Raw genomic sequence first — 25,977 nt, 5'->3', positions numbered from 1 at the left:
GCTCAAGGGAACGATCCTTTCGGTTTATTCCTTCGAGACGGCTTATTCTTTCGAAATTCCGGCGACGAAGTTGGTGTCGAAGCTCGGACCAAGCTTCAGGCCCTTGACGTTGCCGCGGTAGCCGGCGACTTCGGTCTGCTGGAAGATGATGACGAACGGGCTTTCGCCCAGAACGGTCTTCTGCAGTTCCTTGTAGGTCTCGGCACGCTTGGCGCTGTCGCGCTCGAGCAGAGCGTCCTTGGTCTTCTTCGTCAGCTCCGGAACGTCCCAGGCATTGCGCCAGGCAAGCGTCTTGTTCTTGCCTTCGTCGGAATTGTCAGGGTTGCTGGTGAAGGTTTCAGCGTTGGAGTTCGGATCGAAATAGTCCATGCCCCACTGGCCGATATACATGTCGTGGTTACGAGCACGATACTTCGTCAGCGTCTGCTTCCCGTCGCCCGGGATGATTTCGAGCTTCACCCCGGCCTGGCCTAGCGTCTGCTGGAAGGATTCGGCAATACCGGTGACCGGCTGGCCGTTGCGAACGTCCATGGTGACGGTGAAGCCGTCGGCAAGGCCGGCCTTCGTCAGCAGTTCCTTCGCCTTGGCGACGTCGAGCTTGTAGGGGTTCTCGTCGAGGGCACCCAGAACGCCCTTCGGCAGGAAGCTCTGGTGGATCTCGCCGATGCCCTTGATGAGCGTCGAGCCGATCGCATCATAGTCGACCAGATACTTGAAGGCTTCACGCACTTCAGGCTTGGCGAGGTTGGCGTTCTTCTGGTTGAGGCTGATGTAGTAGACCGTGCCCTTCGGCGCATTCGTCGTGGCGAGGTCGGCGTTCTTCGAAACGGCGTCGTAATCGCCCGGCTCGAGGTTGCGTGCGACGTCGATATCGCCCGCTTCGAGCGCCAGGCGCTGGCCCGAGCTTTCCTTCATGTGGCGATAGATGACGCGGGCGAGCTTGGCCTGTTCGCCATAGTAGTTGTCGTTGCGCTCGAGCACGATAACCTCGTTGGCGCGCCACTCGCGCAGCTTGAACGGACCGGAGCCGGCGTAGCCGGTCTTCAGCCATTCGTTGCCGAAGTCGTTGTCGTACTTGAAGTCGTCGCTCGGCGTGACCACTTTGACGTGTTCGAGAACGAGTTTCTTGTCGAGGACTGCGCCCACGGTCGCCGTCAGGCAATTCAGAACAAAGCTCGGAGCATAGGGCTGGTCGACGGTAAAGACGAAGGTCGTCTCGTCGGTAGCCTTGGCCTTTTCCGTCACGTTGTCGCCGTTGAGGCCAAACTGGGTGAGGATAAAGGCGGGGCTCTTGTCGAGCTTGACGGCGCGCTCGAACGACCAGGCGACGTCCTCGGCGGTTACCGGGTTGCCGGAGGCGAACTTAAGGCCGGACTTCAGCTTGAACGTATAGGTCAGGCCGTCATCGGACACGGTCCAGCTGTCGGCGAGGTCGCCGACGACCTTGGTTGTGTCGTTGATGTCGAGGCGCACCAGCATGCTGTAGGTGTTGCCGGTGATTTCGGCCGCGGTCAGCTCGAAGGCTTCGCCCGGATCCATGGAGATGACGTCGTCGATCGCAAAGGCTTCGACCAGCGTGTCCTTCGGCGTTTCGGCAAAGGCCGGTGCGGTCGCGGCCATCACCATGGCAAGCGCCGCAGAAGCGGTCAGAAGACGAAGACGTCCATTGAGCTTGTGCATCATTTTTTGCAGTTCCCTCGTTTGCGCCCTTTTGGGCCCTTCTTCATGGGTTCAGGCGGCCTCGTGCCAAGCCTGCCCCAGAACTCTCCACCAGTTCTCCCGGCATATCTTTGCCAGTTCGGCGTCACCATATCCGGCGCCTCTCAACGCAGTAACGAGCGCATGGTTACCGGCTGCGTCAGCGATCCCCACGGGGATCGTTGCGCCATCGAAATCCGATCCGAGCGCCACGCATTCGATGCCCATGCGCTCGACCATGTAGTCGACATGGCGAACCATGTCGGAAAGCGGCGTCGCGGCATTTTCCTGGCCGTCTGCGCGCAGCATCGTTGTCGCATAGTTGAGCCCGACGAGCCCCTTGCTTTCGCGGATGGCGTCCAGCTGCTTGTCCGTCAGGTTGCGCGCAACCGGCGTCAGCGCATGCGCGTTCGAATGGCTGGCAACCAGCGGCTGGTCCGTGGTTTTCGCGACGTCCCAGAAGCCCTGCTCTGTGATGTGGGCGAGGTCGATCAGGATGCCCAGCCGGTTGCAGGCACGCACGAGTTCGAAACCCGCATCCGTCAGCCCCGGCGCTGTGTCCGGCGACTTCGGATAGGAGAACGGCACGCCATGGCCGAAGACGTTGTGGCGGCTCCAGACCGGCCCAAGCGAGCGCAGGCCGGCGGCATAGAAGGTTTCGAGCGCCGACAGATCCGCACCAATCGCCTCGCAGCCTTCCATGTGGAGCACCGAGGCGAAGACACCTCTCTCGACCGCTCCGCGGATTTCGGCGGTCGAGCGGCAAAGCTTCCAGGCCCCTGCCCGGTCGAGGCGAACGGCGATGTCGGCGAGCTCGATGGCGATCGCCAGCGACGGCAAGTGTTCGAGGGGCGCGGAGAGCGGCGTTTCGTAATGGCCGTTTTCATCCGGCGGCTGCAGGACCAGATCGCCCGAGGGCACGTAGATCGCCGAAATGCCGCCGATGAGGCCGCCCGCTTTGGCGCGCGGCGCGTCGATGTGGCCCTCGCCGATACCGTCGACGAATTCGCGGACCGGGTCAGCCCCCTTTCGGGCGTTCTGCCACAGGCGCAGAAGCACGTCGTTATGGCCATCGAAAACCGCCTGCATTCCTGAATTCCTTCATCATTTCAGGGAGATCGAACGGAGCACCTACGGCCGCGTCCGGGGAAAGGTTGTGGCGATGCTAGTGAAAGGCCAAAGCCTTTTCAATGAATATCAGGGGGTTTTACCCAGGGCTGCCTGTAGCGAAATGTTGCATGATTGTCGCAATCTCGCCGTCAAACACAGCGGCGACAGGTGTGCAATGCCGATCAAGGGATGAAAATCTGGCGTTTCTAATGCAAGGAATTGGCTCGGTCCCGCTCGCAGGGATGTCGCACCGCATGATGCGGTACTGGGGGTTTGGTTGCTGCGTCCGTTTTCACTCGCAGGTTCGCAAGGGCATTGGAGCCGCATCGCCGCCACGCTCCTCCTCGCCGTAACCCTTGCGGCCTGTGCCGGCCGGCCGGTCGGCGTGCTCGTTCCTTCGGGCACGACGGGTGGCGCCTCCCAGGTCGACCTGATGGTCGCGACAACGCGCGCGCCCACGGCGGAACCGGGCGTGCTTTTCAGCGGCGAACGGTCGGACCAGCTTTCCCTGACGGAAATCGTCGTTTCAATTCCGCCGGAGAAAAACCGGCAAGTCGGCCAGGTGCAATGGCCGAAGAAGCTTCCGGCCAATCCGGAGCGCGACTTCTCCACGGTCAGCGTCACGCCATTGCGTGAGGGCAACGACGTCCAAAGCTGGCTGAAGGGTAACCTGCCGAAGAGCCGGCGCGTGCTGATCTTCGTTCACGGTTTCAACAACCGCTACGAGGACGCGGTCTACCGCTTTGCCCAGATCGTCCACGATAGCGGCACGGACGTCGCCCCCGTCATCTTCACCTGGCCCTCGCGGGCCAGCATCTTCGACTACAATTACGACAAGGAAAGCACCAACTATTCGCGTGACGCGCTGGAGGAACTGCTTCGGCGTGCGTCGAGCAATCCTCAGGTCGGCGAAATCACCGTCATGGCCCATTCGATGGGCTCATGGGTGACGGTCGAAGCTCTGCGCCAGATGGCGATCCGCGACGGACGCATCGCGCCCAAGATCACCGACGTCATCCTGGCCTCGCCCGATCTCGACGTCGACGTCTTCGGCCAGCAGATCCGCGCCATGGGCGACAAGCGCCCGAAATTCACGCTGTTCGTGTCGCGCGACGACCGGGCGCTGACGCTCTCCCGGCGCATTTCCGGCAATGTCGACCGTCTTGGCCAGATCGATCCGACCGCCGAGCCCTATCGCACACAACTCGAACAGGCAGGTATCAGCGTCATCGATCTGACGGCGCTGAAGGGCGGCGACAAGCTGAACCATGGCAAGTTCGCCGAAAGCCCGGAAGTCGTGCGCCTGCTTGGCAACCGGCTGATCGCCGGCCAGACCGTGACCGATTCCGATGTCGGGCTCGGCGAACGTCTGGGCGCCGTCACGCTCGGCGCAACGCAGACCGTCGGCAGTGCCGCAAGTCTAGCGGTCTCGACGCCGATCATGATCTTCGATCCCAACACCCGCAAGAACTACGACGCGCAGCTGCGCCGTCTGGGTCAATCGATGGAAAACACCGTCGGCTCGGCAGTGACCCCTTGGGTACCGCCGGAGGGCGGTGAAGCTGCCAAAAGCAGCTCCCCCGACCGTCACTCACGTTAGACGGGCAGCTCGCGCCGCTCGGCTTCCGTCACCATCGCGAGGTCGAGCACCTTCTGCAGGTTCGCCGCGTGACGAAACCCGGGCTCTTCGGTCTTGCCCTCGCGGACTGCCGCAACGAAGCGCTCATAGTTGGTCAGAACCGTACCCGCGTCGACATCGCGCCAAGTCGCGGTTTCAACGTCAGTGCCGAGGCAGGCCCGGAGCGTCGAGCCATCGGGCGTGTGCACCACTTCGAGCGCACCCTTGTCGCCGTGCAGCCTGAGCCTGAGCTCGTTCAAGTGCCCGGTCGCCCATCGGCTGGCATGGACGACGCCCATGGCGCCGTTGCCGAACTCCGCCGTCATGACGAAGCTGTCATTGGCATCGAGATCATACTCGCCGATGCGGTTATCAGGTGCCTTGTCGAAGGTCTTCAGACGGGCGAAAACCCGCGACGCGTCGGTGCCGGCGCCGTAGCCGGCGAAGTCGAGAATGTGGATGCCGACATCGCCGAGCACGCCGTTCGAGCCGTGCTTGGTCGAAAGTCGCCACAGCCATTGCGATTCCGTTGCCCAGTCGCCCCAGGCCTGGGAGACGAGCCAGCTCTGCAGATAGGACGCCTCCAGATGCCGCAACTGGCCGACATCACCTGCGAGCACCATCGCCCGTGCCTTCTGCAGCGGCGCGACATTGCGATAGGTGAGGTTCACCATCGTCACCAGGCCGGAACGCTCGGCCGCGTCCGCCATCTCCGCCGCCTTGGCGTAGTTTTCCGCAAGCGGCTTTTCGCAAAGCACGTGCTTGCCGGCGGCAAGCAATGCTAGCGTCGTCGGGTGGTGCGCCTTGTCGGGCGTCACGTTCGTCGCCGCATCGAACTTGCCCCAAGCGATCGCCTCGTCGAGCGAGGTGAAGGTCTCGGCAATGCCGTGCTTGTCGGCAAAGGCACGCGCACGCTTGGGGTCGACATCGACCGCGCCGACCATCTCGACGCCTTCGATTTTGGCAAAGGCCTGGGCATGGCTGTTCGCCATGCCGCCGGTTCCAACTACAAGAAGACGCATGATGCTCACCTGTATCCTGCTTCGCCGGCCTGGTGCAGCCGGGGGCCACGCTCGACGATCGGCTCCAGCGCCTTTTCGACCGGCACGTTCGGCGCATCGTGGATCGCCGTGTAGCGGTTATCGGCGTTGTAGGCCCACTTCACCGAATTGCGCAGCACCTTCTGGACATTGGCGTCGTGATAGGTCGGGTAGGTCTCATGACCGGGGCGGAAATAGAAGATGTTGCCGGCGCCACGGCGCCAGGTGAGCCCCGAACGGAACACTTCGCCGCCGGCAAACCAGGAGATGAACACGGTTTCGAGCGGCTCGGGCACCGAGAACTGCTCGCCATACATCTCCTCGTTCTCAAGTACGAAGTTCTCGTCAAGCCCCTCGGCGATCGGATGGCGCGGGTTGATCGCCCAGACGCGCTCGCGTTCGCCTGCCTCGCGCCACTTCAGTGCGCAGGGCGTTCCCATCAGGCGCTTGAAGATCTTGGAGAAGTGGCCGGAATGCAGCACGATCAGACCCATGCCTTCCCAGACGCGCTTGGCGACCCGCTCGACGATTTCGTCGCTGACGGCGCCGTGGTCCTTGTGACCCCACCACAGAAGCACATCGGTATTGGCAAGGCGCTCGACACTCAAACCATGCTCCGGCTCCTGCAGCGTCGCCGTCGTCGCCTCGATCGCGCTTTCCGTGTTCAGCGCCGCCGCGATCGTGTTGTGCATCCCGTTCGGATAGATGCTGCGGACCACCTCGTTGGTCTGCTCGTGGATATTCTCGCCCCAAACAACTGTTCTGATAGGCACGTTCATTCTCCTTAGCGTTTGCCCTCACGGGCATGTCGTCCTGCGATTGATGGGGTCGCCAGGAATTGGCGACCCCGAAGCTCCAGGTTCGCCTGAGCTTTCAGGCAGCCCCTCTCATGGGCGCACGACCCAAAGCCAGCCCCGCCGCATCGAAGCGGTGAATGTTGTCGCCGACCGGCGAGATCTGCACTGTGTCTCCCGGCTGGTGGTGCGAGGTGCCGCCTTCCCGGACGATGACCGGTTCCGCGGCACCGATGTCGAGATAGATATAACTGTCGGATCCCAGCATCTCGGAGTGCACCACCGTCCCTGACCACCTGCCGTCGCCCGACCTGATCTCCAGATGCTCGGCCCTGATGCCGATCGTGTGGGCGTCATAGGGAGCAGCAAGAGCACCAGAGAGAAAGTTCATCTTCGGCGAACCGATGAAGCCGGCGACGAAGACCGAGTTCGGGCTCTCGTAGAGTTCGAGCGGCGTGCCAATCTGTTCGACCCGGCCATCTCGTAGCACGCAAATGCGATCAGCCAGTGTCATCGCCTCGACCTGGTCGTGGGTGACATAGATCATCGTCGTGTTGTGCATGCTGCGATGCAGTTTCGCGATCTCGATCCGGGTCGCAACCCTAAGCGCTGCATCGAGATTGGAGAGCGGCTCGTCGAAGAGAAAGACCTTGGGATCGCGTACGATCGCACGACCGATGGCGACGCGCTGGCGCTGGCCACCCGAGAGCTGCCGCGGCAGCCGCTGGAGATAGGGGGTCAGTTGCAGCATCTCCGCTGCCGCCTCGACGCGTTTCCTGCACTGCTCCTTATCCTTGCCGGCGAGTTGCATGCCGAAGGACATGTTCTCGAAGACGGTCATATGCGGGTAAAGCGCATAGGACTGAAACACCATCGCGATGCCGCGCTTGGACGGCGTCAACTGATTGACCACCTGTCCGTCGAAGGAAAGCGTGCCCGAAGAGATGTCTTCAAGCCCGGCGATCAGGCGCAGCAGCGTGGACTTGCCGCAGCCGGAAGGTCCGACGAAGACCATGAACTCGCCGGCCCGGATATCCATGCTGACGCCCTTGATCACCTCGAAGGCACCGAAGGACTTGCGGATGTTGCGCAATTGAAGCTCTGCCATGTTTTTTTCCCTTTATCCTTTGACGCCGCCGGCCGTGAGCCCGGATATGATCCGCCGCTGAAAGATCAGCACGAGGATAACCAGTGGCACGGTGACGATGATCGATGCGGCCATGATGTTGCCCCAAGGGACTTCGTACTCACTGCTGCCGGACAACAGCGCGATCGCGACCGGCACGGTGCGCTGGCTGTCTGATGACGTGAAGGTCAGCGCGAACAGGAACTCGTTCCAAGCGGCGATGAAGGCGAGCAGCCCCGTCGTCACCAGTGCCGGCCACATCAGCGGCATGAACACGCGCGTGATGATCACCCAGGGCGTCGCACCATCGACGATCGCCGCCTCCTCGATCTCGACCGGCAGATCGCGCATGAAGGTGGTCAGCACCCAGACGGTGAAGGGCAGCGTGAAGATCATGTAGGAAAAGATCAGCGCCAGGGGGGTGTTGAAGATGCCGACGGCGCGGATCAACTCGAACAGGCCGGCAAGCACCGCAATCTGCGGAAACATCGACACCGATAGGATCGTCAGGAGCAGAAGTCCGCGCCCGCGAAACCGCACCCGCGCCAGCGCATAGGCGGCGGTAACCGCAAGCAGCAGCGACACGCAGACTACGATGGTCGCGACCATCAGCGAGTTGGCGAGGTTGCGCAGGAAGCCGCTGCTCGTGACGATGCCGGCGTAGTTGTCGAAGGAGATCTCGGTCGGCCAGTAGTCGACCCGGAACAGCGCCGTTCCGGATTTGAAGCTTGTCAGCACCGCGTAGTAGAACGGGAAGACGGCCATGATGATGATGGCGGCGACGAGGGCGTAGAACGCCGTGCGCTTGGCAAAGGTGGCAACCATCAGCGCTCTCCTCCTTCGAGGTTGACGCGGCCGAACCACATGTAGGCGACCGTGATCGCCGCAATGATCAGGAACAGCATCGTCGAGGCAGTGGCGCCATAGGCGAACTTGTCGAAGTCGAACAGGTTCTCGCGCGCCAGCACCGACATCGTCTTGGTCTGGGCGTTGTTGGGCGTCAGCACATAAATGAGATCGAAGATGCGCAGCGCATCGAGCATGCGGAAGATCACCGCGACCATCAGCGCCGGACGGATCAACGGCAGCGTCAGCCGCCAGAAGACCTTCAGCGGATGCACGCCGTCGATCTTGGCCGCCTCGTAAATATCCGTTGGCACCATCTGCAGGCCGGCAAGGATGAGCAGGGCCATGAACGGCGTCGTCTTCCAGACGTCGACGATCAGCACCGCGACCATCGCGGTCTCCGGATTGGCCGTCCAGGCGATCTTCTGGCTGATCAGGCCGAGGCCGAGCAAAAGGTCGTTGAGTATGCCGAACTGGTCGTTGAGCATCCAGGCCCACATCTTGGCGGAAACGATCGTCGGGATCGCCCAGGGGATGAGGATCGCGGCGCGCACCAGCCCGCGGCCCGGAAAATGGGCGTTCAGCACCAGAGCAACGATCAGGCCGAGCACCGTCTCGATGGTGACGGAGACGGCGGAAAACTTCAGCGTGTTCCAGACGGCATTCCACCAGGCCGGATCGGCAAGCAGCCCATTATAGACCGTGCGCCCGCTCTTCAGCGTGATCCAGCTCAGATAGTTCTTGAAGCCGACGAACTCGGCACCTTCGAGATTGGTCAGCGACGCATTGGTGAAGCTGAAATAGACGGTGCGTATGAGCGGCCAGCCGGCGACGAGCGCGAGCACCAGCAAGGTCGGCGCGAGGAAGATCCAGGCGGAGCGAATGCGGCTGGCGTTGAGGTCGGAACGGATCCCTGCCTGTTGTCCGAGGGCGGAAGGGGGATCTGCGAGTGAAAGATCGGTCATTGTCTTGGCTCACTCCTGCCATTCGGCGCGCGGCCGAGCGGTTGGCCCGAGAGGAACGACGCCACCAGGCAATTCCAGGAAAGTGTGAAGCGTTTTCCCATCCGGAATTGCTTGCTTTCAAAGCACTTGTTCAGAGCGCTGGGCGTCGTCGGCGGTTGCTCGGTGGAGCGAGGGAAGGCCCGGAGGCGCTCCCTCGCCCCCGGGAGGATTACCAGCTATCGCCCTTCATCTCGGTGAGCTCAACTTCGAGCAGCTCCAGGTTTTCCGCGGCCGTGCCGTTGCCGGAGAGCGAGTTATGGACCGCATTCCAGAACTTGGCCGAAACCTCGTTGTACTTGACCTTGGTGACCGCCGACGGGCGCGGCACGGCGCTCTCGAAGATCGGCTTCCAGGCCGGCATGAACGGCTGGGCCTTGGCGACCTCCGCGTCGTCGTAGAGTGCGGCAATCGTCGGCAGGTTGGAGAGCTCGATGGCCCTGCGCTTCTGCACCTCTGCCGAAGAGAGGAATTTGGCAAGCGCGATCGCTGCTTCCTGGTCGTCGGAATATTTGGAGACGGCGACGTTCCAGCCGCCGAGCGTCGAGGACGGCTGATCGCCATCGGTCGCCGTCGGCAGCGGCGTCACGGCGAACTTGCCTTTCACCGCGCTGTCGTCACCATTGCCGAGCGCATAGGCATAGGGCCAATTGCGCATGAAGACGGCATTGCCCGTCTGCCAGACGCCGCGTGATTCCTCTTCCTGATAGGCGAGCACGCCTTGCGGCGAGATCGTGCCGACCCACCCCTTGATGCGGTCGATCGCTGCGGCCGCCTTCTCGTTGTTGATCGAGATCGTGCCATCAGGTTCGACGATCTGGCCGCCGCCGGACGACTTGACCCATTCGAGCGCATTGCAGGTCAGCCCTTCATAGGCGTTGCCCTGGAAGACGTAGCCCCAGAGGTCGGCCTGGCCGGCGGCGCGCTCCTTCTCCTGGATTTCCTTGGCGGTCGTCGCCAGTTCATCCCAGGTCTTCGGCGGCGCCTTGCCGTACTTTTCCAAGAGGTCCTTGCGATAGAAGAGCGCCGGCGCATCGGTGAAAGCAGGCAGGGCCACGAGACGACCGTTGACCGTCTGCGAGGCGATGATCGACGGGAAGTGCTGACCGACAACGTCCTTGGCCGCTTCCGAGAGGTCGACGAACTGGTCGGCAAGCTGCGGCGCCCAGACGACGTCGGTCTGGTAGACGTCCACATCCTTGTTTCCGGCGGCGAGCCATAGGCGGTACTGGCTGAACTGCTCGCTGCTCGACGGCGGCATGGTGACCAGGCTCACCTTGTGCCCCGTCTGCTTCTCGAAGATGGCGAGCTGCTCGCGGATGAAATTGACGTTCTTGCCGGTCGTGTTGGCGGCGAGCGAGAGCTCGGCGGCGCTGGCCGTTCCGGCTGCAACGATTGCGGCACAAAAACTCAGGGCATTGAGCATGGCTGTCATTGGGTCGACTCCTCCTGTTCCCCCTCCACCGCACGAAAGCTCCTCAGCAAATTCGAAAGCGGTTTGGATTGAAAAAAGTTGGCAGAAGACGGAAAAACTGTCAATCCATACATCAGAAAAAGTCGTTCGGCCGTGAATCATTTAAAATAATTATTTAATTTCAATATTATAGCGGATGAGGAGAAATTTCACCCGCACCTAACAACAACCCATAAAATCAAAGGGGAACTGCATTAATTTAAAACGGTTTGGTAAAATTCCATCGCAGTTCGAGGCGCTGCATGCACGCGACAAACCGATTGTTACCGGCAACGAAGGTGTATACTTCTGGGACCGGGCTAGGCTGAGGAAACGCATACCGAATGAAACTGAGGGAGTTCGCACAACAACTGGGCCTTTCGCCGACCACCGTCAGCCGAGCGCTGAGCGGCTATCCCGAGGTCAGCGAAAAGACTCGCAAGCGCGTGGCCGAAGAGGCAACTCGCCTTGGCTATCGTCCGAACATCAATGCCGTGAGGCTCGCTACCGGTCGCGCCGGTGCGATCGGCGTCGTCATGGGGCGCTCCGGCGAATTCCATTTCTCCGAATTCATGGGCGGCCTGGCCGAGCGGCTCGGCACCGAGGACATCGACATCCTCGTCAGCCCGATGGATGACAAGAACCCTACGGGCGAAATCCAGCTTTACAGCCGGCTCGCCGTCAGCGGCCGCGTCGACGCCGTGATCGTGCATTCTCCCGAGCCGAACGACGAACGCATCGCACTCCTGCACAAGCTCGGCATGCCCTTTCTCGTCCACGGTCGATCCGATATCGACGTGCCGCATGCGTGGCTCGATATCGACAATGAGGGCGCCATCCGCCGCGCGACCTCGCATCTCATCGATCTCGGCCATCGCCGCATCGCCATGATCAACGGCAGGCAAGGACGCACCTTCTCGCTTCACCGCGACAAGGGCTACCGCGACGCGCTCCAGGCGCGCGGGCTCCCGTTCGATCCGCGCCTCGTTGCCCACGGCAACTTCACCGACGAACTCGGCTTCCGCTTCGCACGCTCCTTCCTGGAACAAACGCCGCGGCCGACGGCCTTCGTCGCAGGCTCGATGATGACGGCCCTCGGCATCTATCGGGCGGCGCGGTCCATAGGCCTGGAAATCGGTCGCGAAGTCTCGGTCATCGCCCATGATGACGTGTTCCCCTACCTGACGGCGGAAAACATGGTGCCGTCGCTCTCGGCGACGCGCTCTTCGATGCGCGCGGCCGGCGCACGCTCGGCCGATCTCGTGCTGCAGCTTCTCTCAGGCAGGCCGACCGAAGAGGTTCACGAACTCTGGCCGGTGGAACTGATCCTGCGGGAATCGACCGCACCCCCGCCAGAGGGCGCCTGAGGACTGGCCGCCGACCGCCTCAATGGAAGGTGGACTTGGAGAACAGGTTGAGCACAACCACGCCGGATATGATGAGGCCCAGCCCCAGGATCGCCGCCAGGTCGAGTTTCTGCCCGAAGGCGAAGTAACCGACAAGCGAAATCAAGACGATGCCGAGCCCGCTCCAGACCGCATAGGCGATGCCGACGGGGATGAAGCGCAGCGTATAGGAGAGGAAGAAGAAGGCGATCGCGTAGCAGACCACCATCAGGACCGTCGGCCCCAGGCGGGTGAAATGCTGCGCTGCCTGCATCGCCGAGGTGCCGAGCACTTCGAAAACGATCGCCGCAACCAGGACGGTATAGAGCATGGCGGGGTTCATCGGGGACTCCATCCGGGTTACTGCGCCGAAAGCGCCTTGAGATTTTCAGCCAGACCGGCCCGCGCCTCGGCATCGAGATCGTGGCTCTGCATCAGATCCGCCAGCCAGACGCCGTCGCAGGCAAAGCGGGCAAGCACGCAGCCGGTCGAGGCGTCCGTTTCTGCGAACTCCGTTGATCGCCGGCTGACCCAATCGCGCCAGCGGCTCTTCAGATGCGGCTCGGCAATGAGGGCGATCGTCAGCATGCGCCAGCCCGGCACGTCGGTGGCGGGATCAAGCGCGAAGCAGACGTCGATATAGGCACGGGTAAAGCGCCCCTTCGCCGCCGGATCGTGCGCCATCGCCGCCTCGATCTCACGATCGAACCGCGTCACCAGGTCGTCGAACAGCCCGTCCAGCAGAGCGAGCTTGTTCGGGAAGTGGTGCAGCAGCCCACCCTTGCTGACGCCCGCCGCCTGCGACACGGCATCGAGGGTGATGCCCGCAACGCCTTGCTCATGCGAAAGACGTGCAGCAACCTCCAGCAATTGCTGGCGCACCCGTTCCGGCTGTTTCTTGCGACGATGAGCTTCGGTCATGCTCCATAAAGATACCGTCTGGACGGTTTGTCAAGAGGGACCTTGGTCGACCGCGATGAAACGCCGCAAACCGGTGCTCTGAAAATCGTTGTCCGCCCCGTCGCCGCACGCTAGGACCGCAGGGAATGAAGGACGCGAGCATGGCGGAAACGGAAACCACGACCCTCTACGAAGCGATCGGTGGCGACCCGACAGTTCGCGCGCTGACCCGCTGCTTCTACGAGTTGATGGACACGCTGCCGGAAGCGGCACGATGCCGCGCCGTGCATCCGCCCGACCTTTCGGGCAGTGAAGAGAAATTCTACGAGTACCTGACCGGCTGGCTTGGCGGACCGCCTATTTATGTCGAGAAGCGCGGCCATCCGATGCTGCGCCGCCGCCATTTCGTCGCTGAGATCGGCCCCGAGGAGCGGGACGAATGGCTGCTCTGCTTTACCCGAGCGCTTGAAGAAGCGATCGCCCATCCGAAGCTGAGGCAGATCATTCTCGACCCGATCACCCGCCTCGCCCTTCATATGCAGAACAAGGAATAGCCGTGATGTCGCACAGCGGATTTCGCGCAACGACGCTTTTTGTTGCCGGTTTGATGGGCCTGACCGGCGTTGTCAGCGCGGCCGCCGCTTCGCACGGCGACGATCCAAGATTGCTCGCCGGCATTTCCGCGATGTGCCTGGCGCATGCCCCGGCCTTGATCGCGCTCTACGCAGCCTGGCCGAGCTTTCGCACGGCGGCCGCTGCGGCGTTGCTGATTGCAGTTGGAACGGCGCTGTTCTCGGCGGATCTCGCCATGCGCCACATCTCGGGTCACGGCCTGTTCCCGATGTCCGCTCCGCTCGGCGGCACGACGATCATGGCGGGCTGGCTTGCCGTTTCCCTCGGCGCCTTCCTGCCGCGAAAGACAGCCTGAGAAAAAAATTCACCTCCCGAATGGACCCATTTGGGAGGTGAATGGCATATAAAATCAAAAATTTACGCGGCCTATCACGCGCGAGGCCGCCTGATCAGGCGCCTTCGACGGCCGAAAAACCTTCGAACTTCGGCGGACCGAGATACATCGCCTTATTCTCGCCGGCATTCCTGTGCGCCGCGCGAAAATTCTCAGACTTCGTCCAGGCTGAAAACGAATCCCTGTCCTTCCAGACCGAATTCGAAACGAAGAGCGTATAGCCCTCCTCCGGCACGCTGTCGCCGCGCAGCAGGTGGAAGGAAACGAAGCCGGGCATTTCCGAAAGGCTGGAATCGCGCCCCTTCCACACGGCTTCGAAGGCCTCTTCATGGCCGATGGCGATACGGAAACGGTTCATGGCAACGTACATCTTGGTCTCCTACAGCGACCTTGAACTACTGCATAATTCCGGACGGAAAACCGCTTCGCACTTTTCCTGGAATTGCTCTTATGCGCTTTCCTTCTTGCGGGCGGCATCGTTTGCAGCCCGCGGAAAGGCGAGAATAGTTCCTTCCTTCGGCTCTGCAAGACCGAGAGGGTCGCGAACCGGCGGGCGCGTCTGCCAGGTTGGAAACTCGGCGACGTTGGCGTCGTCCAGCATGCGCGCGCGGCGCGTCAGGATCTCGTAGAGTTCAGGCACCAGGCCATCGCCATGCTGCGCCGCCAGCTTGTGCAGACCGATCATCATGCACAGGTCAGGACGTTCTTCGTTCATTGTGCAAACTCTCGTCTTGTCTTGGGAGGGTTACCGCTCGTCGCGGCTGGCGGTGAGGTCCTGAAGTGCCCGCTCCAGGCTCGATTTCGAGCCGTTGCGCAGCGGCACGAAGGCCTTGCCCCACTTCTTGCAGCCGGTCTTCACGCGAAGACACGCGTCATGGCTGATGCAGTCGATCGGGCAGAAGACGCAGTCGACCGACGGCAGCACCCGGTCGATGCGGGAAACGGCTTCGCGCAGGCCGCCATCATGGTGAAGCAGCTCAGCGCCAAACGAGCTGGCGATTTCGCGCAGATGCGCCACCTGACAATCGCGGCCGCCGACATAGAGAAAACTGCGCCCTTCGAGCGTTGCCTTGCCGGCCTCCTGGCGGGCTTCGGTCGGTTCTGAACCCGAACGACCCTTGCCAATTTTCGCCGCATTCTGGTGACGCTTGCCGCGCATGCAATCCTCTCCGCGTGATCGTGCGACAAGGGCCTTCACAGGCAGCCGGTCGCATCGGGACATCATCTCGACACACGCCCTTCGGCTGCGTGACGAGCGCAACCTATTAAACTTGATAAACGGAGTAAAGTATAAACATGAGTTTTTTCATCATATTTTTTCAACCAAATCCCGGCCCGCACAAATGAGCATACGGAACGGCGCCCGCCTCAGCGGACGCTGGCAACCATCGGAACGATGAAGGATTTGGAGCTCGGCCCCCCGGCAGGAAAGGCCGGGAACGGCGCCGCATTGCGCACGGCATCGACGGCTGCGTCGTCGATGGCGGGAGAACCTGAGCTGCCGGCGACGTTTACCCGGGTCAGCTCACCGTTGGCGGTCAATGTGAAGCGGACGGTCGCCGTGCCGGAAACGCCTTCGCGCCTTGCCGAAGACGGCACCTTGAATCTCCGCATGATCTTCCTGCGGACCTTGCCGTCATAATTTTCCATATTGGCATTGCCGACCTCGGATGCGCGGCTGTTGCCGGTCGCGGCTGCGGCACTGCCGCTTTCCTGGCCGTCCTGCTTGCCCTTGACCTGGTTCTGCGCCTGCTCGCCCTTGTCACCCGTCTTCTTGCGGGTCACTTTCTTTTTCTTGACCGGCTCCTTCTTCGGTTCCGGCTTTTCAACCTTCTCCTTCTTGGGCTCTTCGATCTCGGGTTTTTCTTCAGGCATCACGGTTTCGACCGGCGCAACACTCGCCGTCACGACGGCCTCGGCGACCTGAAGGGTCGGCATCTCTTCAGCCGGCAAAATCACGTCAGCCTCGGTCGCGGTCAGATCATGCGGCTGTTCGGCAACGATTTCCTGAGTTGTCGACGTGAGATCTTCGAGGGGCGATATCTCCTCCGGCTTGACCTCATCCGGAACGTCCTCGGTCGGCTCGACGATCTCCGCGGGATCGCCGGATTGTAGTGTCTCTTCAAAGGCATCGCCAAGGACCGCGACCTCGGTCGCCTCTCCGCCGAGCATGAGGGCATGCTCTTTTTCCGGCGGCCTTGGGCCAAACAAGGTAGCAAGCACGACGCCATGCGTTGCAAGCGAGATGATGGCGGCCCCAGCCCAGATGACGATACGCTTCATTACAGCCTTACCTTCGCCGCACCGGGCGGCGCAAACTTCACGCTCCGAAGGAGCGGCCTCACTTAGCCCTTGAGTTCCACCGCCGATTTCGAGCCGGTCTTGATCCCGCTCATGCAGGCGCCCGGCTGCACGCCGTTGCCGACGCAGGCCGGCGCATCATTGATCAGCAGGCTCTTCACCGCATCGCAGTTGGTGCCGGGGAGATCAAACTGGCGAACCTTGGTCTTGCCGGCAGGCAGATCGCGGAAGTCAAGCACGGCCATGCGCTCGACGAGGCCCTTCTGATCGAAGATCACGAACTCGAAGGAAACCTTGCTCAGCGACAGCGCAAGCGCGTTGCCGGCGACAAAGGTGAGCTTGCAACCCTTCTGCGACGGCGCGACGTCGTTCAACTCGATCGTCAGCCCGGCGGCGGGCACAGCCTCCTGGGCGTTGACACTGCCCGCAGCGATAAGGGCCGCAAGAGCAGCGGAAACAACTGGAAGGCTGGAAAACTTCATATCGACATCACCCCAAAGGTTGCAGCGAACCACCGAACGAGGTCCGCACGCCCTTGTCCACAAGCCGGCAATAACTAACTTGAGTGCATAAGTCCTGTATTGCGTCCATAAATAAATATGAGTAGTAAAGTCAAGATAGTAAACGAATTGCATGGCAGGAAATGCTGGAAAAACAGCGCGGCCTGCCCTCTCGAAACGGCCAAACGCAGTGACCAACGACAGTGACCTTGCACGCCCATCCGAGCCGCCGATCCTGGCCGGGCGCACGCAGCGGATTATCGAAAGTCGCGAACTTTTCGGCAGCGAAAACGAGATCCTCATTTCCCACGACGGCGCGATCTACCGCATGAAGATCACCCGCCAAGGCAAACTGATCCTGAACAAATAGGCAGATGAAAATGACCGAGAGCCTCCGCCCCATTGCTTCCGAAATCCGCGCCTACCGCGCCGAGAACCCGAAGATGCGCGAGCGTGATATCGCAGCCCAGCTCGGTGTTTCCGAAGCCGCTCTCGTTGCTGCCGAATGTGGGCTGACCGCCGTGCGCATCGATGCCGATGCCAACCGCTTCCTCTCTCGCGTCGAGGAACTCGGCGAAGTCATGGCGCTGACCCGCAACGAAAGCGCGGTCCACGAGAAGATCGGCGTTTACCAGAAGATCACCACGGGCGAGATGGCGAGCATCGTGCTCGGCGAGCAGATCGACCTCCGGGTCTTCCCGAGCGCCTGGGCACACGCTTTCGCCGTGACGAAGACGGACGACCAGGGTGAAGCCCGAAAGAGCCTGCAGTTCTTCGACAAGTGGGGCAACGCCGTGCACAAGGTGCATCTGCGCCCGGAATCGAATGTTGCGGCCTATGACAAGATCGTCGCGGACTTCCGCCTTGACGACCAGACGCAGGACTTCACCGCCGACGCGAGTGTGCCGGCAGCCGACGACAAGCCGGAAACCGTGGTCGATGTCGTCGAACTGCGCGACCGCTGGACGAAAATGACGGACACGCACCAGTTCCACGGCATGCTGCGCAAGCTGAAGATCGGCCGTCGCCAGGCGCTCAGCAACATCGGCGAGGATTTCGCCTGGCAGCTCGACCCCTCCAGCATCGAAGCCATGATGCGCGAGAGCGCCGAAGTCGAACTGCCGATCATGTGCTTCGTCGGCAACCGCGGCATGATCCAGATCCATTCCGGTCCGATTGCCAAGATCGCGCCGATGGGCCCGTGGCTGAACGTCATGGACCCGACCTTCCATCTGCACCTGCGCACCGACCACATCGCCGAACTCTGGGCCGTGCGCAAGCCGACGGCCGACGGCCATGTCACTTCGATCGAGGCGCTCGACGCCAAGGGCGAGATGATCATCCAGTTCTTCGGCAAGCGGAAAGAGGGTCTCGCGGAACGGCCGGAATGGCGCTCCATCGTCGAAGACCTGCCGCGTCTCGACACGACTGTCGCCGCCTGAGGACAGGATAGGACACTCAGATGATCAAGGGTCTCGACTTCCGACGCCTTCGCCGCTGGGAACTGGCGCTTGCCGCCTTCGCCCTTTCGGCTCCCTTCCTGTTGCCAGCGGTGGCACCCGGTGCCCCCTCCTTCATCCGGCCGGCGATGGCCGAGGACATGCAGAAGGCCGACGTCTCGCGCGTCGTATCGGTCGGCGGAGCGATAACCGAGATCATCCATGCGCTCGGCGAGGAAGGTCGCCTCGTCGGTCGCGATTCCACCAGCACCTATCCGGAAGCGGCAAAGGCGCTGCCGGATGTCGGCTACATGCGCCAGCTCGCACCGGAAGGCATCATCGCTGCCAACCCGAGCGCAATCATCGCCGTCGAAGGCAGCGGTCCGCCGGAGGCGTTGGCGGTGCTAAAGGAAGCGAACATCGCCTTTACCAGCGTGCCCGAGGCCTTTGACAAGGCCGGCATCCCCGCCAAGATCCGTGCGGTCGGCACCTTCCTCGGTGTCGAGGAAAAGGCCGAAACCCTGGCAAAGAGCGTCGAAGCCGATCTCGATGCGGCAGTCTCCGAGAATGCCGCCCGTCCGGAAGCCGAACGCAAGCGTGTGCTCTTCATCCTGAGCACGCAGGGCGGCAAGGTCATGGCATCGGGACAGGGAACCGCGGCCAACGGCATCATCGAGCTCTCGGGCGCCATCAACGCGGTCGGCACCTTCCCCGGCTACAAGGCCCTGACCGACGAGGCAATAATCGAGGCCAAGCCAGATGTCGTCCTGATGATGGACCGCGGCGGCGAACATTCCGCCGAGGCGGACGAACTCTTCGCCCTGCCGGCGCTCAGCCTTACCCCTGCCGCCAAGAACAAGGCGCTGATCCGCATGGACGGCCTGCACCTGCTCGGCTTCGGCCCGCGCACCGCAAGCGCCGTCCGCGAACTGAATGCCGCAATCTACGGGAAGAAGGCCAATGCCTCGCAGTGAGGCATTGGCCCGCGGCATGCGCCTGACCGCTTTTGCCGCCGATATCCGCAACGAGTGGCGCTCGGGCAACCGGTCCCGGCTGGCACGTCTCGTCATCGTCGCCCTCATCGCGCTTGCGGTCGCGACCTTCGTCGGCTCGATCATGACCGGTGCCGCCGATGCATCGCTCGCCAACGTCTGGCGCTGGCTGATGGGTGAGGCCGATCAGGCCCTGAGCATCCGCGACCGCATCATCATTCTCGATATCCGCCTGCCGCGCGCCGTGCTCGGCATGCTCGTCGGCGCTTCGCTCGCGGTTTCCGGCGTCGTCATGCAGGGCCTTTTCCGCAATCCGCTGGCCGATCCCGGCCTCGTCGGCGTGTCCTCAGGCGCGAGCCTCGGCGCCGTGCTGCTGATTGTGCTCGGAACCGCCGCCTTCGGGCCGCTCTTCGCGCTGTTCGGCTTCTATGCATTGCCGGTCGCAGCCTTCGTCGGCGGTCTCGTCACCACGCTGCTGCTCTACCGTATCGCCACGCGCGGCGGCCAGACTTCGATTGCCACGCTACTGCTCGCCGGCATTGCGCTCGGCGCGCTGACCGGTGCGGTCACCGGCGTTCTCGTCTTCAGGGCCGACGATAAGCAATTGCGCGACCTGACCTTCTGGGGCCTCGGTTCGCTCGCCGGCGCCAACTGGACTAAGATCCTGGCTGCAGCGCCGATCATCCTCGCTTCGCTCGCGGTTACCCCTTTCCTGGCGCGCGGGCTGAATGCCATCACGCTCGGCGAAGCGGCCGCCTTCCATATGGGCATTCCTGTCCAGCGGCTGAAGAACATTGCGATCGTCAGTGTCGCCGCGGCGACCGGCGCATCCGTTGCGGTCAGCGGCGGCATCGGCTTCGTCGGCATCGTGGTTCCGCACCTGCTGCGGCTCGTCATCGGTCCCGATCATCGCTACCTGCTGCCCACCTCGGCGCTGCTCGGCGGCACGCTGTTGATCCTCGCCGACATGATCGCCCGCACCATCGTCTCTCCGGCGGAACTGCCGATCGGCATCGTTACCGCCTTTATCGGCGCGCCGTTCTTCCTCTGGATCCTGCTGCGCGGCCGTTCGAACATGGGACTCTGAGCGAAACCATGATCAACGTTTCCAATCTCTCCGTTCGCCTTGGCGGGCGACCCGTCATCCACGGCGTCTCGCTCGAGGCGCTGCCCGGCGCACTGACCGCCATCGTCGGCCCGAACGGCTCCGGCAAGACCACGACGCTGAAGGCGATCTCCGGGGAGCTTTCGTCGTCGAGCGGAACGATCCGCATCAATGGCCGCGACCTGCGGGGGCTGAAGCCATGGGAGCTCGCGCTGATGCGCGGCGTGCTGCCCCAGTCTACGGTCATCTCCTTCCCCTTCACCGTGCGCGAGGTCGTGAGATTGGGTCTTGCCGCCGGTGCCAATGTGGATCCCGCCGTGCACGACCGGGTCACGGCCGAGGCGTTGGAAGCGGTGGACCTGGCCGGCTTTGCCGGACGCTTCTACCAGGAACTGTCGGGCGGCGAGCAGCAGCGCGTGCAGCTTGCCCGCGTCCTCTGCCAGATCACCGATCCGGTCATCGACGGCGAGCCGCGCTACCTGCTGCTCGACGAACCGGTGTCGAGCCTCGATATCCGCCACCAGCTCGGGATCATGCAGCTCGCCCGCAAGTTCTGCGAACGCGGCGGCGGGGTCGTCGCAGTGATGCACGACCTCAACCTGACGGCCATGTTCGCCGACCGAATGGTGATGATGAAAGCCGGCAAGGTCCGCGCCTGCGGCACGCCGCGCGAGGTTCTGACCGACGAGACGATGGAAGCCGTCTTCGGCTGCCGCATGCAGGTGGGTGTCGCACCGGCGCCGCACGTGCCGTTCGTCCTGCCGCAGACAGCATCGCTCTGACGCCACGCCCGAGGACCCGGTAGATGCCTGTTGGGGCTTCCGGATTTCTCAAGCCTCAACACCAAGATTTATCGAAACAATTTCCGCACTTGTGCGTTGTTCTCCCGAAGCGCCGGCAAGGGCCTCTAGTTGTGCTCGCCGGTACCGTCAGACAGCGCCGACCGTTCGCGGCCGGCGCATGCGTGAAAGGGAGTATCCATCATGGCGCCTAGCCTCTTCTCCGGCTCGAGCTCGCGATCGACAAAAAGCAACGGCAAGCTCGCCGATATCTCCATCGAAGAACAACTGGGCGAGTTGCGCAGTGATGTGGCAACGCTCGTCGCATTGCTGGCCGATCGTGGAGCGGCCGCCTCAAAGCAGGCACGTGGCAAGGCACAGGACGCCCGTGAACAGGCCGAAGCCGGCATCAGCGAATTGCTGGCAAGCGGCGAAGACCTGCTGGCCGAACTTCGCGACCGTTATGCCGGCACAGAAAAACAGGTCCGCCACGCCGTTCGCGAGCATCCCATCGCCACGCTCGGCGCCGCCGCCCTGATTGGGCTCGCGGTGGCGGCGCTGCTTCGGCGCTGATTTGCAGTCGGTCGAACCGGACCCGCGGGCAACGGCTCGCGGTTTCGAACGAGATGAGGAAAAACAGATAGGTTTTCCGCCCGTATCCCGACCTAGCCTAAGAGGCCCTATCACGACGGGGAGTAACGCATGGGACCATTGACGGCCGCCCTGGCCAGCCTCTTGGCCGCCGATATCAGCGCCGCCGCCTCTCGTGTGAAGCGCGACGCAGCCCTATGGAGCGTCATAGGGCTGTTGCTCGTCACCGCCTATGTCTTCGCGCTAGCCGCAGCCTTTCTTTATCTCAGCGCGCGCTATTCCCCGGTCGCGGCCGCGGCGGCAATCGCCGGGGCTCTGGTCGTCACCGCGCTGGTGCTGGTTGGCATCCTCATGTCTCTGCAGAACCGTGACCGGCGGCGCCAGGAAGAACGCCGCCGTCGCACGCAAATGCAGACCAATCTGACCCTGCTCGCGGCCGCCGGCATCCTGCGCAAACAGCCGCTTCTCGCCGTCGCGACGGCTGTTGCGATCGGCGCGCTTCTCGGCACCGGCAAGCGACGCGGACGCAAACACGACGACTGATGCACGCAGCAAGCCAGTCGTCTCAATGGCGGGTGCGATCCCGTTAGAGCGGCAACCGGATCAGCGCCGTGACCCCGGCGGGGAGATACTCCACCTTCACCGAACTACCCAGCACCTTGTCGAGGCTGCGCTCGATGAGGATGGAGCCGAAGCCGCGCCGCTTTGGCTCGCGCACCGGCGGCCCACCAACCTCGGTCCAGGTGAGATGAAGAACGGTGTCGCCGTCTTCGACGACGTTTCGCGCCGTCAATACCACCTTGCCTTTCGGCACCGACAGCGATCCGTATTTCACGGCGTTGGTTGCAAGCTCGTGCAGGACCAGCCCGAGGCCGACGGCCTGGTCGGGACCAAGCGACACTTCGTCCTTGTGCAGTTCGATCTGGTCCGCATAGGCGCTCACATGCGGCAGCAGTTGCTTGGCGATCAGGTCGGCAAGCCGGATGGTGCCCCACTCGTGATCAGAGAGCAGACCATGCGCCTCGGAGATCGCCTGCAAGCGGCCGGCAAACGCGGTCATGAATTCGGCCGGGTCGCTCGTCTGGCGAAGCGTCTGGCGCGCAAGCGATTGCAGCATGGCCAGTGTGTTCTTGACCCGATGATTGAGCTCCTTGAGCAGGAGCCGAGTGCGCTGCGCCGAAGCCTGCTGGTCGGTGACATCGATCGTCACGCCGATGAACGTAAGCGGATTGCCCTTGCCGTCACGGTCGTGCACGCGGCCGCGGCCAAGCAGCCAGCGACCGGTATCGCCAATGCGGAACATGCCGTCATATTCATCGTCAGCCTTCATCGCCTGGCGAAGCTTGGCGAAAGTCGCGCCGCGGTCGTCGACGTGGATCGCGCCGAAGATGTCCCGGACGCCAACCGAACGCTCGGCCGAAAGTCCGAACATACGTTTCAATGCGCTGTTGCCGGCGATCGCACCTGAGCGGATATCCCAAAGCCAGCTGCCGATGTTGGCCGCTTCGAGCGCCATCGCGTGCCGCTGCTCCTCGCGCGACAACGCCGCCTCCTTTAGAGCGCGCCGACGGGCTTCGTCCTTGACCTTGAAGAGCGAGGCTGCGAGCGCGGCAAGCCGGCATAATTGGTGGATGAGCGGTTGCGACACCTCAGCGCGCGGCTTGTCGTCGAACACACAAACCGTGCCCACTGCCTGCCCGTCGAGCACGATCGGCGCACCGGCATAGAAGCGCAGAAATGGCGGCCCCTTGACCTGTCGGTGACGCGCGAACCGCGGATCGGTCGAAGCGTCGAGCACGACGAGGCTGGAGTCGGCCGCAGCGGTCACATGCGGGCAAAACGCGTCTTCGGATGGGGCACGGGTCTCATCGGTGCCGACAGCCGCCTTGAACCACTGCCATTCGCGGTCGATCAGCGTCACCAGTGCGATCTGAGCGTCGAAAAGCCCGGCAGCAATTTCGACGATCCCGTCGAAATCCCGATCCGGGATGGCCATGTCGGGGACGGTCGCATGCAGAACGCCAAGACGCTCGGGCGCGTCGAGCAGCTTCGTCACGGGCGGGTCCGTTTTCTCTGTCCTCACGTGCATACGGTCTCAATTCTCAATCTGAACGAGATGAGGAAGCCCTGGCGATCCACCCGCATCCCGCTCGATTCTGGAGCGTCTCGCCCCAAAATCGTCATCACTGCGCATTCGTCAGTCGATGCCAGCCGTCACGGCGTGTCCCCCTTGGGCTCAAGCCGCCAGTGAAAGCAGGACACCGCCACTTTTGCAACGGTGTCCTGCCCGAAATTCTTCCCTCAGGAGATGAAGGCCCGCGACGTGATCGGAGCCGAGGTTTCATCCGGCCCGTAGTCGTTTTCACCCTTCACCTGCAGGATATCCTGCAGCCGCTGACGCGCGCGGTTGACCCGGCTCTTGATCGTGCCAAGGGCACAGCCGCAGATCGTCGCCGCCTCCTCGTAGGAGAAGCCGGAAGCTCCGACCAGGATGATCGCTTCGCGCTGGTCCGGCGGCAGCATCTCGAGCGCGCGCCGGAAATCCTGCAGGTCGAGCGAGCCGTATTGCTCGGGATGATGGGCCAGCGACTCGGTGAAGTGACCGTCGGTGTCCTGCACCTCGCGCCCGCGCTTGCGCATCTGGCTGTAGAGCTCGTTGCGCAGGATCGTGAAGAGCCAGGCCTTCATATTGGTGCCCATCTCGAAATGGTCCTGCTTCGCCCAGGCCTTCATGATCGTGTCCTGCACCAGATCGTCGGCACGGTCGTGGCGACCGATCAACGACATGGCGAAGGCACGCAGGCTCGGCAAGGCGGCAAGCATCTCTCGCTTGAAATCATTTTTTTCGGACGACATTCTGGCACTTACTCCCTGCCCTGCAGCGCCGATTGCTGCTCGGCTGCGTCGAGCTTTTCCAGAAGATCGAGAAAACGCGCGGGTATCGCCTCTTCCTGCACGGACTGATAAAGCGCTTTCAGCTTTGCTGCGATCTGCGCATTTGGGTCTTCTGTCCATAAGGTCGTGCCGGTAGTCCGCCCTGCCCCTGTTTTATATTTCATTGTCAAACTGTCGCCTTCGAGTGTCCATAGCCGCCATAACGCAGCAGAAAATTGAAATGTTCCCTCGCGGAACCTTTTTTTACGTCCGGCGTTCTCGCAACGTCACCGTAGAAAGATACCCGAGGGAGTTCCCCTATGACATTGTCCACGCGGATAGCACCGCTTCTGCCGTATCTGCGCCGCTATTCGCGCGCGCTGACCGGCTCGCAGACATCAGGCGACGCCTATGTCGCTGCCGTTCTCGAAGCGCTGATCGCCGACACGTCGATTTTCCCGGAAGCGAGCAATGATCGCGTTGGCCTGTTCCGGCTCTTCACCTCACTCTTCGGTTCCTCGTCCGTGCTTGTGCCGGAACCGATCTCGCCTTTTGCCTGGGAACAGCGCGCATCGATCAATCTCGCAACCGTTTCGCCCCTTGCCCGCCAGGCCTTCCTGCTGGTCTCGGTCGAAGGTTTCCGTCCCGAGGAAGCCGCCGAGGTTCTCGACGTGTCCACCGATAAGGTCGGCAGCCTGCTCGACCGCGCCTCGCAGGAAATCTCGCGCCAGGTCGCGACCGATATCATGATCATCGAGGACGAACCGCTGATCGCCATCGATATCGAACAGATGGTCGAAAGCCTCGGCCATCGGGTCACCGGCATCGCCCGGACGCGCGACGAAGCGATCGCCCTCTACAAGAGGACGCGGCCAAGCATGGTGCTTGCCGATATCCAGCTCGCCGACGGCAGCTCAGGCATCGACGCGGTCAACGACATCCTGAAGACGAGCGCCATTCCGGTGATCTTCATCACCGCTTTCCCGGAACGGCTCCTGACCGGCGAGCGGCCGGAACCGACCTTCCTGGTCACCAAGCCGTTCAACCCGGATATGGTCAAGGCACTGATCAGTCAGGCGTTGTTCTTCAACGAATCGACCAAGGCGGCGGCCTGAGTGCAACCTGCATGTTCCCTTTGATCGCAACCGATCAAAGGCAAGAACATGCAGGTCATTCAAAGGGCTACAGCGTCGCGCGTCACAAAGGGCCGCGACGCCGTAGTCCATTTTACCGTTTCGTCGAAGCGGCGAATGGCCGGTTTTCCCGAAATCAGCCGTTCCTGATATTTGCGCCACTTCCCGATATTCGCGCGGAGGCACACTCGCCGGCGCGACTTCATGTCAGCCGGCCTCACCCCGCCGTTTCACATTTCCCGCAGCATCTCTTTGGCTTACCCCGGAAACACGACAGCCAGTGCCGAGGGAAGGCACTGGCTGGTATGTGCAACTCACTCGGGGA

General features: G+C 62.5%; 30 protein-coding genes. 12 read left to right on the top strand and 18 right to left on the bottom strand.

Annotated elements, in window-relative coordinates; translation table 11 throughout:
* Positions 1–42: 42 nt before the first annotated feature.
* Positions 43–1,683, bottom strand: coding sequence for an ABC transporter substrate-binding protein (locus ACTJKE_RS28825; RefSeq protein WP_057249090.1), 1,641 nt, complete (start codon positions 1,681–1,683; stop codon positions 43–45).
* A 48-nt stretch (positions 1,684–1,731) separates the two neighbouring features.
* Positions 1,732–2,787 carry a dipeptidase gene (locus ACTJKE_RS28820; RefSeq protein ID WP_440693237.1) on the bottom strand — a complete coding sequence of 352 codons (1,056 nt, stop codon included), beginning with the start codon at positions 2,785–2,787 and terminating at the stop codon, positions 1,732–1,734.
* A 346-nt stretch (positions 2,788–3,133) separates the two neighbouring features.
* Here ACTJKE_RS28820 and ACTJKE_RS28815 point away from each other — a divergent pair, with 346 nt between their 5' ends.
* Positions 3,134–4,408 (top strand): alpha/beta hydrolase, encoded by a 1,275-nt coding sequence (locus ACTJKE_RS28815; protein ID WP_375293062.1) that lies wholly within the window; start codon positions 3,134–3,136, stop codon positions 4,406–4,408.
* On the opposite strand, the gene ACTJKE_RS28810 is transcribed toward ACTJKE_RS28815, so the two are convergent.
* From ACTJKE_RS28810 to ACTJKE_RS28785, 6 genes are all read right to left on the bottom strand, one after another.
* Complete coding sequence (locus ACTJKE_RS28810; protein ID WP_440693235.1) at positions 4,405–5,448, bottom strand: Gfo/Idh/MocA family protein; 1,044 nt, start codon at positions 5,446–5,448, stop codon at positions 4,405–4,407. The genes ACTJKE_RS28815 and ACTJKE_RS28810 overlap by 4 nt on opposite strands.
* Before the next feature lie 5 nt (positions 5,449–5,453).
* Positions 5,454–6,245 carry a ThuA domain-containing protein gene (locus ACTJKE_RS28805; RefSeq protein ID WP_210334454.1) on the bottom strand — a complete coding sequence of 264 codons (792 nt, stop codon included), beginning with the start codon at positions 6,243–6,245 and terminating at the stop codon, positions 5,454–5,456.
* Positions 6,246–6,339: 94 nt separating this feature from the next.
* Positions 6,340–7,368 (bottom strand): ABC transporter ATP-binding protein, encoded by a 1,029-nt coding sequence (locus ACTJKE_RS28800; protein ID WP_057249088.1) that lies wholly within the window; start codon positions 7,366–7,368, stop codon positions 6,340–6,342.
* Positions 7,369–7,380: 12 nt separating this feature from the next.
* Positions 7,381–8,211, bottom strand: a complete 831-nt coding sequence (locus ACTJKE_RS28795) for a carbohydrate ABC transporter permease (protein ID WP_057249087.1) — start codon at positions 8,209–8,211, stop codon at positions 7,381–7,383.
* Positions 8,211–9,197, bottom strand: coding sequence for a carbohydrate ABC transporter permease (locus ACTJKE_RS28790; RefSeq protein ID WP_065374346.1), 987 nt, complete (start codon positions 9,195–9,197; stop codon positions 8,211–8,213). Before ACTJKE_RS28790 ends, ACTJKE_RS28795 begins: the two co-directional genes overlap by 1 nt.
* 208 nt (positions 9,198–9,405) lie before the next feature.
* Positions 9,406–10,668, bottom strand: coding sequence for an ABC transporter substrate-binding protein (locus tag ACTJKE_RS28785; protein ID WP_440693232.1), 1,263 nt, complete (start codon positions 10,666–10,668; stop codon positions 9,406–9,408).
* A gap of 362 nt (positions 10,669–11,030) precedes the next feature.
* Here ACTJKE_RS28785 and ACTJKE_RS28780 point away from each other — a divergent pair, with 362 nt between their 5' ends.
* Positions 11,031–12,053 carry a substrate-binding domain-containing protein gene (locus ACTJKE_RS28780; protein ID WP_058320794.1) on the top strand — a complete coding sequence of 341 codons (1,023 nt, stop codon included), beginning with the start codon at positions 11,031–11,033 and terminating at the stop codon, positions 12,051–12,053.
* Positions 12,054–12,072: 19 nt separating this feature from the next.
* Here the strand turns inward: ACTJKE_RS28780 and ACTJKE_RS28775 are convergent, their stop codons facing one another.
* Positions 12,073–12,414 carry a DMT family transporter gene (locus ACTJKE_RS28775; protein WP_057249131.1) on the bottom strand — a complete coding sequence of 114 codons (342 nt, stop codon included), beginning with the start codon at positions 12,412–12,414 and terminating at the stop codon, positions 12,073–12,075.
* Positions 12,415–12,431: 17 nt separating this feature from the next.
* Positions 12,432–12,992, bottom strand: coding sequence for a TetR family transcriptional regulator (locus tag ACTJKE_RS28770; RefSeq protein WP_440693230.1), 561 nt, complete (start codon positions 12,990–12,992; stop codon positions 12,432–12,434).
* A gap of 140 nt (positions 12,993–13,132) precedes the next feature.
* On the opposite strand from ACTJKE_RS28770, the gene ACTJKE_RS28765 reads away from it, so the two are divergent.
* Positions 13,133–13,525 carry a globin domain-containing protein gene (locus tag ACTJKE_RS28765; RefSeq protein WP_440693258.1) on the top strand — a complete coding sequence of 131 codons (393 nt, stop codon included), beginning with the start codon at positions 13,133–13,135 and terminating at the stop codon, positions 13,523–13,525.
* Positions 13,526–13,530: 5 nt separating this feature from the next.
* Positions 13,531–13,899: a DUF423 domain-containing protein gene (locus tag ACTJKE_RS28760; RefSeq protein WP_058320792.1), complete on the top strand. Its 369-nt coding sequence runs from the start codon at positions 13,531–13,533 to the stop codon at positions 13,897–13,899.
* Between the two features lie 94 nt (positions 13,900–13,993).
* Here ACTJKE_RS28760 and ACTJKE_RS28755 read toward each other — a convergent pair whose 3' ends face one another.
* From ACTJKE_RS28755 to ACTJKE_RS28735, 5 genes are all read right to left on the bottom strand, one after another.
* Positions 13,994–14,308, bottom strand: a complete 315-nt coding sequence (locus ACTJKE_RS28755) for an antibiotic biosynthesis monooxygenase family protein (RefSeq protein ID WP_113132168.1) — start codon at positions 14,306–14,308, stop codon at positions 13,994–13,996.
* 78 nt (positions 14,309–14,386) lie between these two features.
* A complete protein-coding gene (locus ACTJKE_RS28750) occupies positions 14,387–14,653 on the bottom strand; it encodes a hypothetical protein (protein WP_093234897.1) in 267 nt (88 codons plus the stop codon).
* Positions 14,654–14,683: 30 nt separating this feature from the next.
* Positions 14,684–15,097: a DUF2325 domain-containing protein gene (locus ACTJKE_RS28745; protein ID WP_440693227.1), complete on the bottom strand. Its 414-nt coding sequence runs from the start codon at positions 15,095–15,097 to the stop codon at positions 14,684–14,686.
* A gap of 209 nt (positions 15,098–15,306) precedes the next feature.
* The gene (locus tag ACTJKE_RS28740; RefSeq protein ID WP_440693225.1) at positions 15,307–16,221 is read right to left on the bottom strand and encodes a cell envelope integrity protein TolA; all 915 of its coding nucleotides are present in this window, start codon (positions 16,219–16,221) and stop codon (positions 15,307–15,309) included.
* 62 nt (positions 16,222–16,283) lie between these two features.
* Positions 16,284–16,721 carry a hypothetical protein gene (locus tag ACTJKE_RS28735; RefSeq protein ID WP_440693224.1) on the bottom strand — a complete coding sequence of 146 codons (438 nt, stop codon included), beginning with the start codon at positions 16,719–16,721 and terminating at the stop codon, positions 16,284–16,286.
* A gap of 208 nt (positions 16,722–16,929) precedes the next feature.
* Between ACTJKE_RS28735 and hemP the strand changes: the two genes are divergently transcribed.
* From hemP to ACTJKE_RS28700, 7 genes are all read left to right on the top strand, one after another.
* Positions 16,930–17,109: a hemin uptake protein HemP gene (gene hemP / locus ACTJKE_RS28730; protein WP_440693222.1), complete on the top strand. Its 180-nt coding sequence runs from the start codon at positions 16,930–16,932 to the stop codon at positions 17,107–17,109.
* Between the two features lie 10 nt (positions 17,110–17,119).
* Positions 17,120–18,181 carry a hemin-degrading factor gene (locus ACTJKE_RS28725; RefSeq protein ID WP_440693220.1) on the top strand — a complete coding sequence of 354 codons (1,062 nt, stop codon included), beginning with the start codon at positions 17,120–17,122 and terminating at the stop codon, positions 18,179–18,181.
* Positions 18,182–18,201: 20 nt separating this feature from the next.
* The gene (locus ACTJKE_RS28720; protein ID WP_112948224.1) at positions 18,202–19,152 is read left to right on the top strand and encodes a heme/hemin ABC transporter substrate-binding protein; all 951 of its coding nucleotides are present in this window, start codon (positions 18,202–18,204) and stop codon (positions 19,150–19,152) included.
* A complete protein-coding gene (locus tag ACTJKE_RS28715; RefSeq protein WP_057249074.1) occupies positions 19,139–20,257 on the top strand; it encodes a FecCD family ABC transporter permease in 1,119 nt (372 codons plus the stop codon). Before ACTJKE_RS28720 ends, ACTJKE_RS28715 begins: the two co-directional genes overlap by 14 nt.
* Before the next feature lie 8 nt (positions 20,258–20,265).
* A complete protein-coding gene (locus tag ACTJKE_RS28710) occupies positions 20,266–21,057 on the top strand; it encodes a heme ABC transporter ATP-binding protein (protein ID WP_440693217.1) in 792 nt (263 codons plus the stop codon).
* A 201-nt stretch (positions 21,058–21,258) separates the two neighbouring features.
* The gene (locus ACTJKE_RS28705) at positions 21,259–21,627 is read left to right on the top strand and encodes a DUF883 family protein (RefSeq protein ID WP_057249072.1); all 369 of its coding nucleotides are present in this window, start codon (positions 21,259–21,261) and stop codon (positions 21,625–21,627) included.
* Between the two features lie 129 nt (positions 21,628–21,756).
* A complete protein-coding gene (locus tag ACTJKE_RS28700) occupies positions 21,757–22,188 on the top strand; it encodes a hypothetical protein (protein ID WP_440693215.1) in 432 nt (143 codons plus the stop codon).
* Positions 22,189–22,231: 43 nt separating this feature from the next.
* Here the strand turns inward: ACTJKE_RS28700 and ACTJKE_RS28695 are convergent, their stop codons facing one another.
* The 3 genes from ACTJKE_RS28695 to ACTJKE_RS28685 all read right to left on the bottom strand — a co-directional run bounded on the left by ACTJKE_RS28695 (position 22,232) and on the right by ACTJKE_RS28685 (position 24,704).
* Positions 22,232–23,734: a sensor histidine kinase gene (locus tag ACTJKE_RS28695; protein WP_058320783.1), complete on the bottom strand. Its 1,503-nt coding sequence runs from the start codon at positions 23,732–23,734 to the stop codon at positions 22,232–22,234.
* Between the two features lie 212 nt (positions 23,735–23,946).
* Entirely contained in the window at positions 23,947–24,501 is a 555-nt protein-coding gene (locus ACTJKE_RS28690; protein WP_057249069.1) for an RNA polymerase sigma factor, read from the bottom strand.
* A gap of 8 nt (positions 24,502–24,509) precedes the next feature.
* Positions 24,510–24,704, bottom strand: a complete 195-nt coding sequence (locus ACTJKE_RS28685; protein ID WP_058320782.1) for a NepR family anti-sigma factor — start codon at positions 24,702–24,704, stop codon at positions 24,510–24,512.
* Positions 24,705–24,839: 135 nt separating this feature from the next.
* Between ACTJKE_RS28685 and ACTJKE_RS28680 the strand changes: the two genes are divergently transcribed.
* On the top strand, positions 24,840–25,634 hold the full coding sequence (locus ACTJKE_RS28680) for a response regulator (protein ID WP_057249067.1): 795 nt from the start codon (positions 24,840–24,842) through the stop codon (positions 25,632–25,634).
* The last annotated feature ends 343 nt before the right edge of the window (positions 25,635–25,977 follow it).

Source organism: Ensifer sp. 22521 (assembly GCF_052044795.1).
In the GTDB taxonomy this organism is placed as follows: Bacteria; Pseudomonadota; Alphaproteobacteria; order Rhizobiales; family Rhizobiaceae; genus Ensifer.
This window is presented reverse-complemented; position numbering and strand designations above follow the sequence as displayed.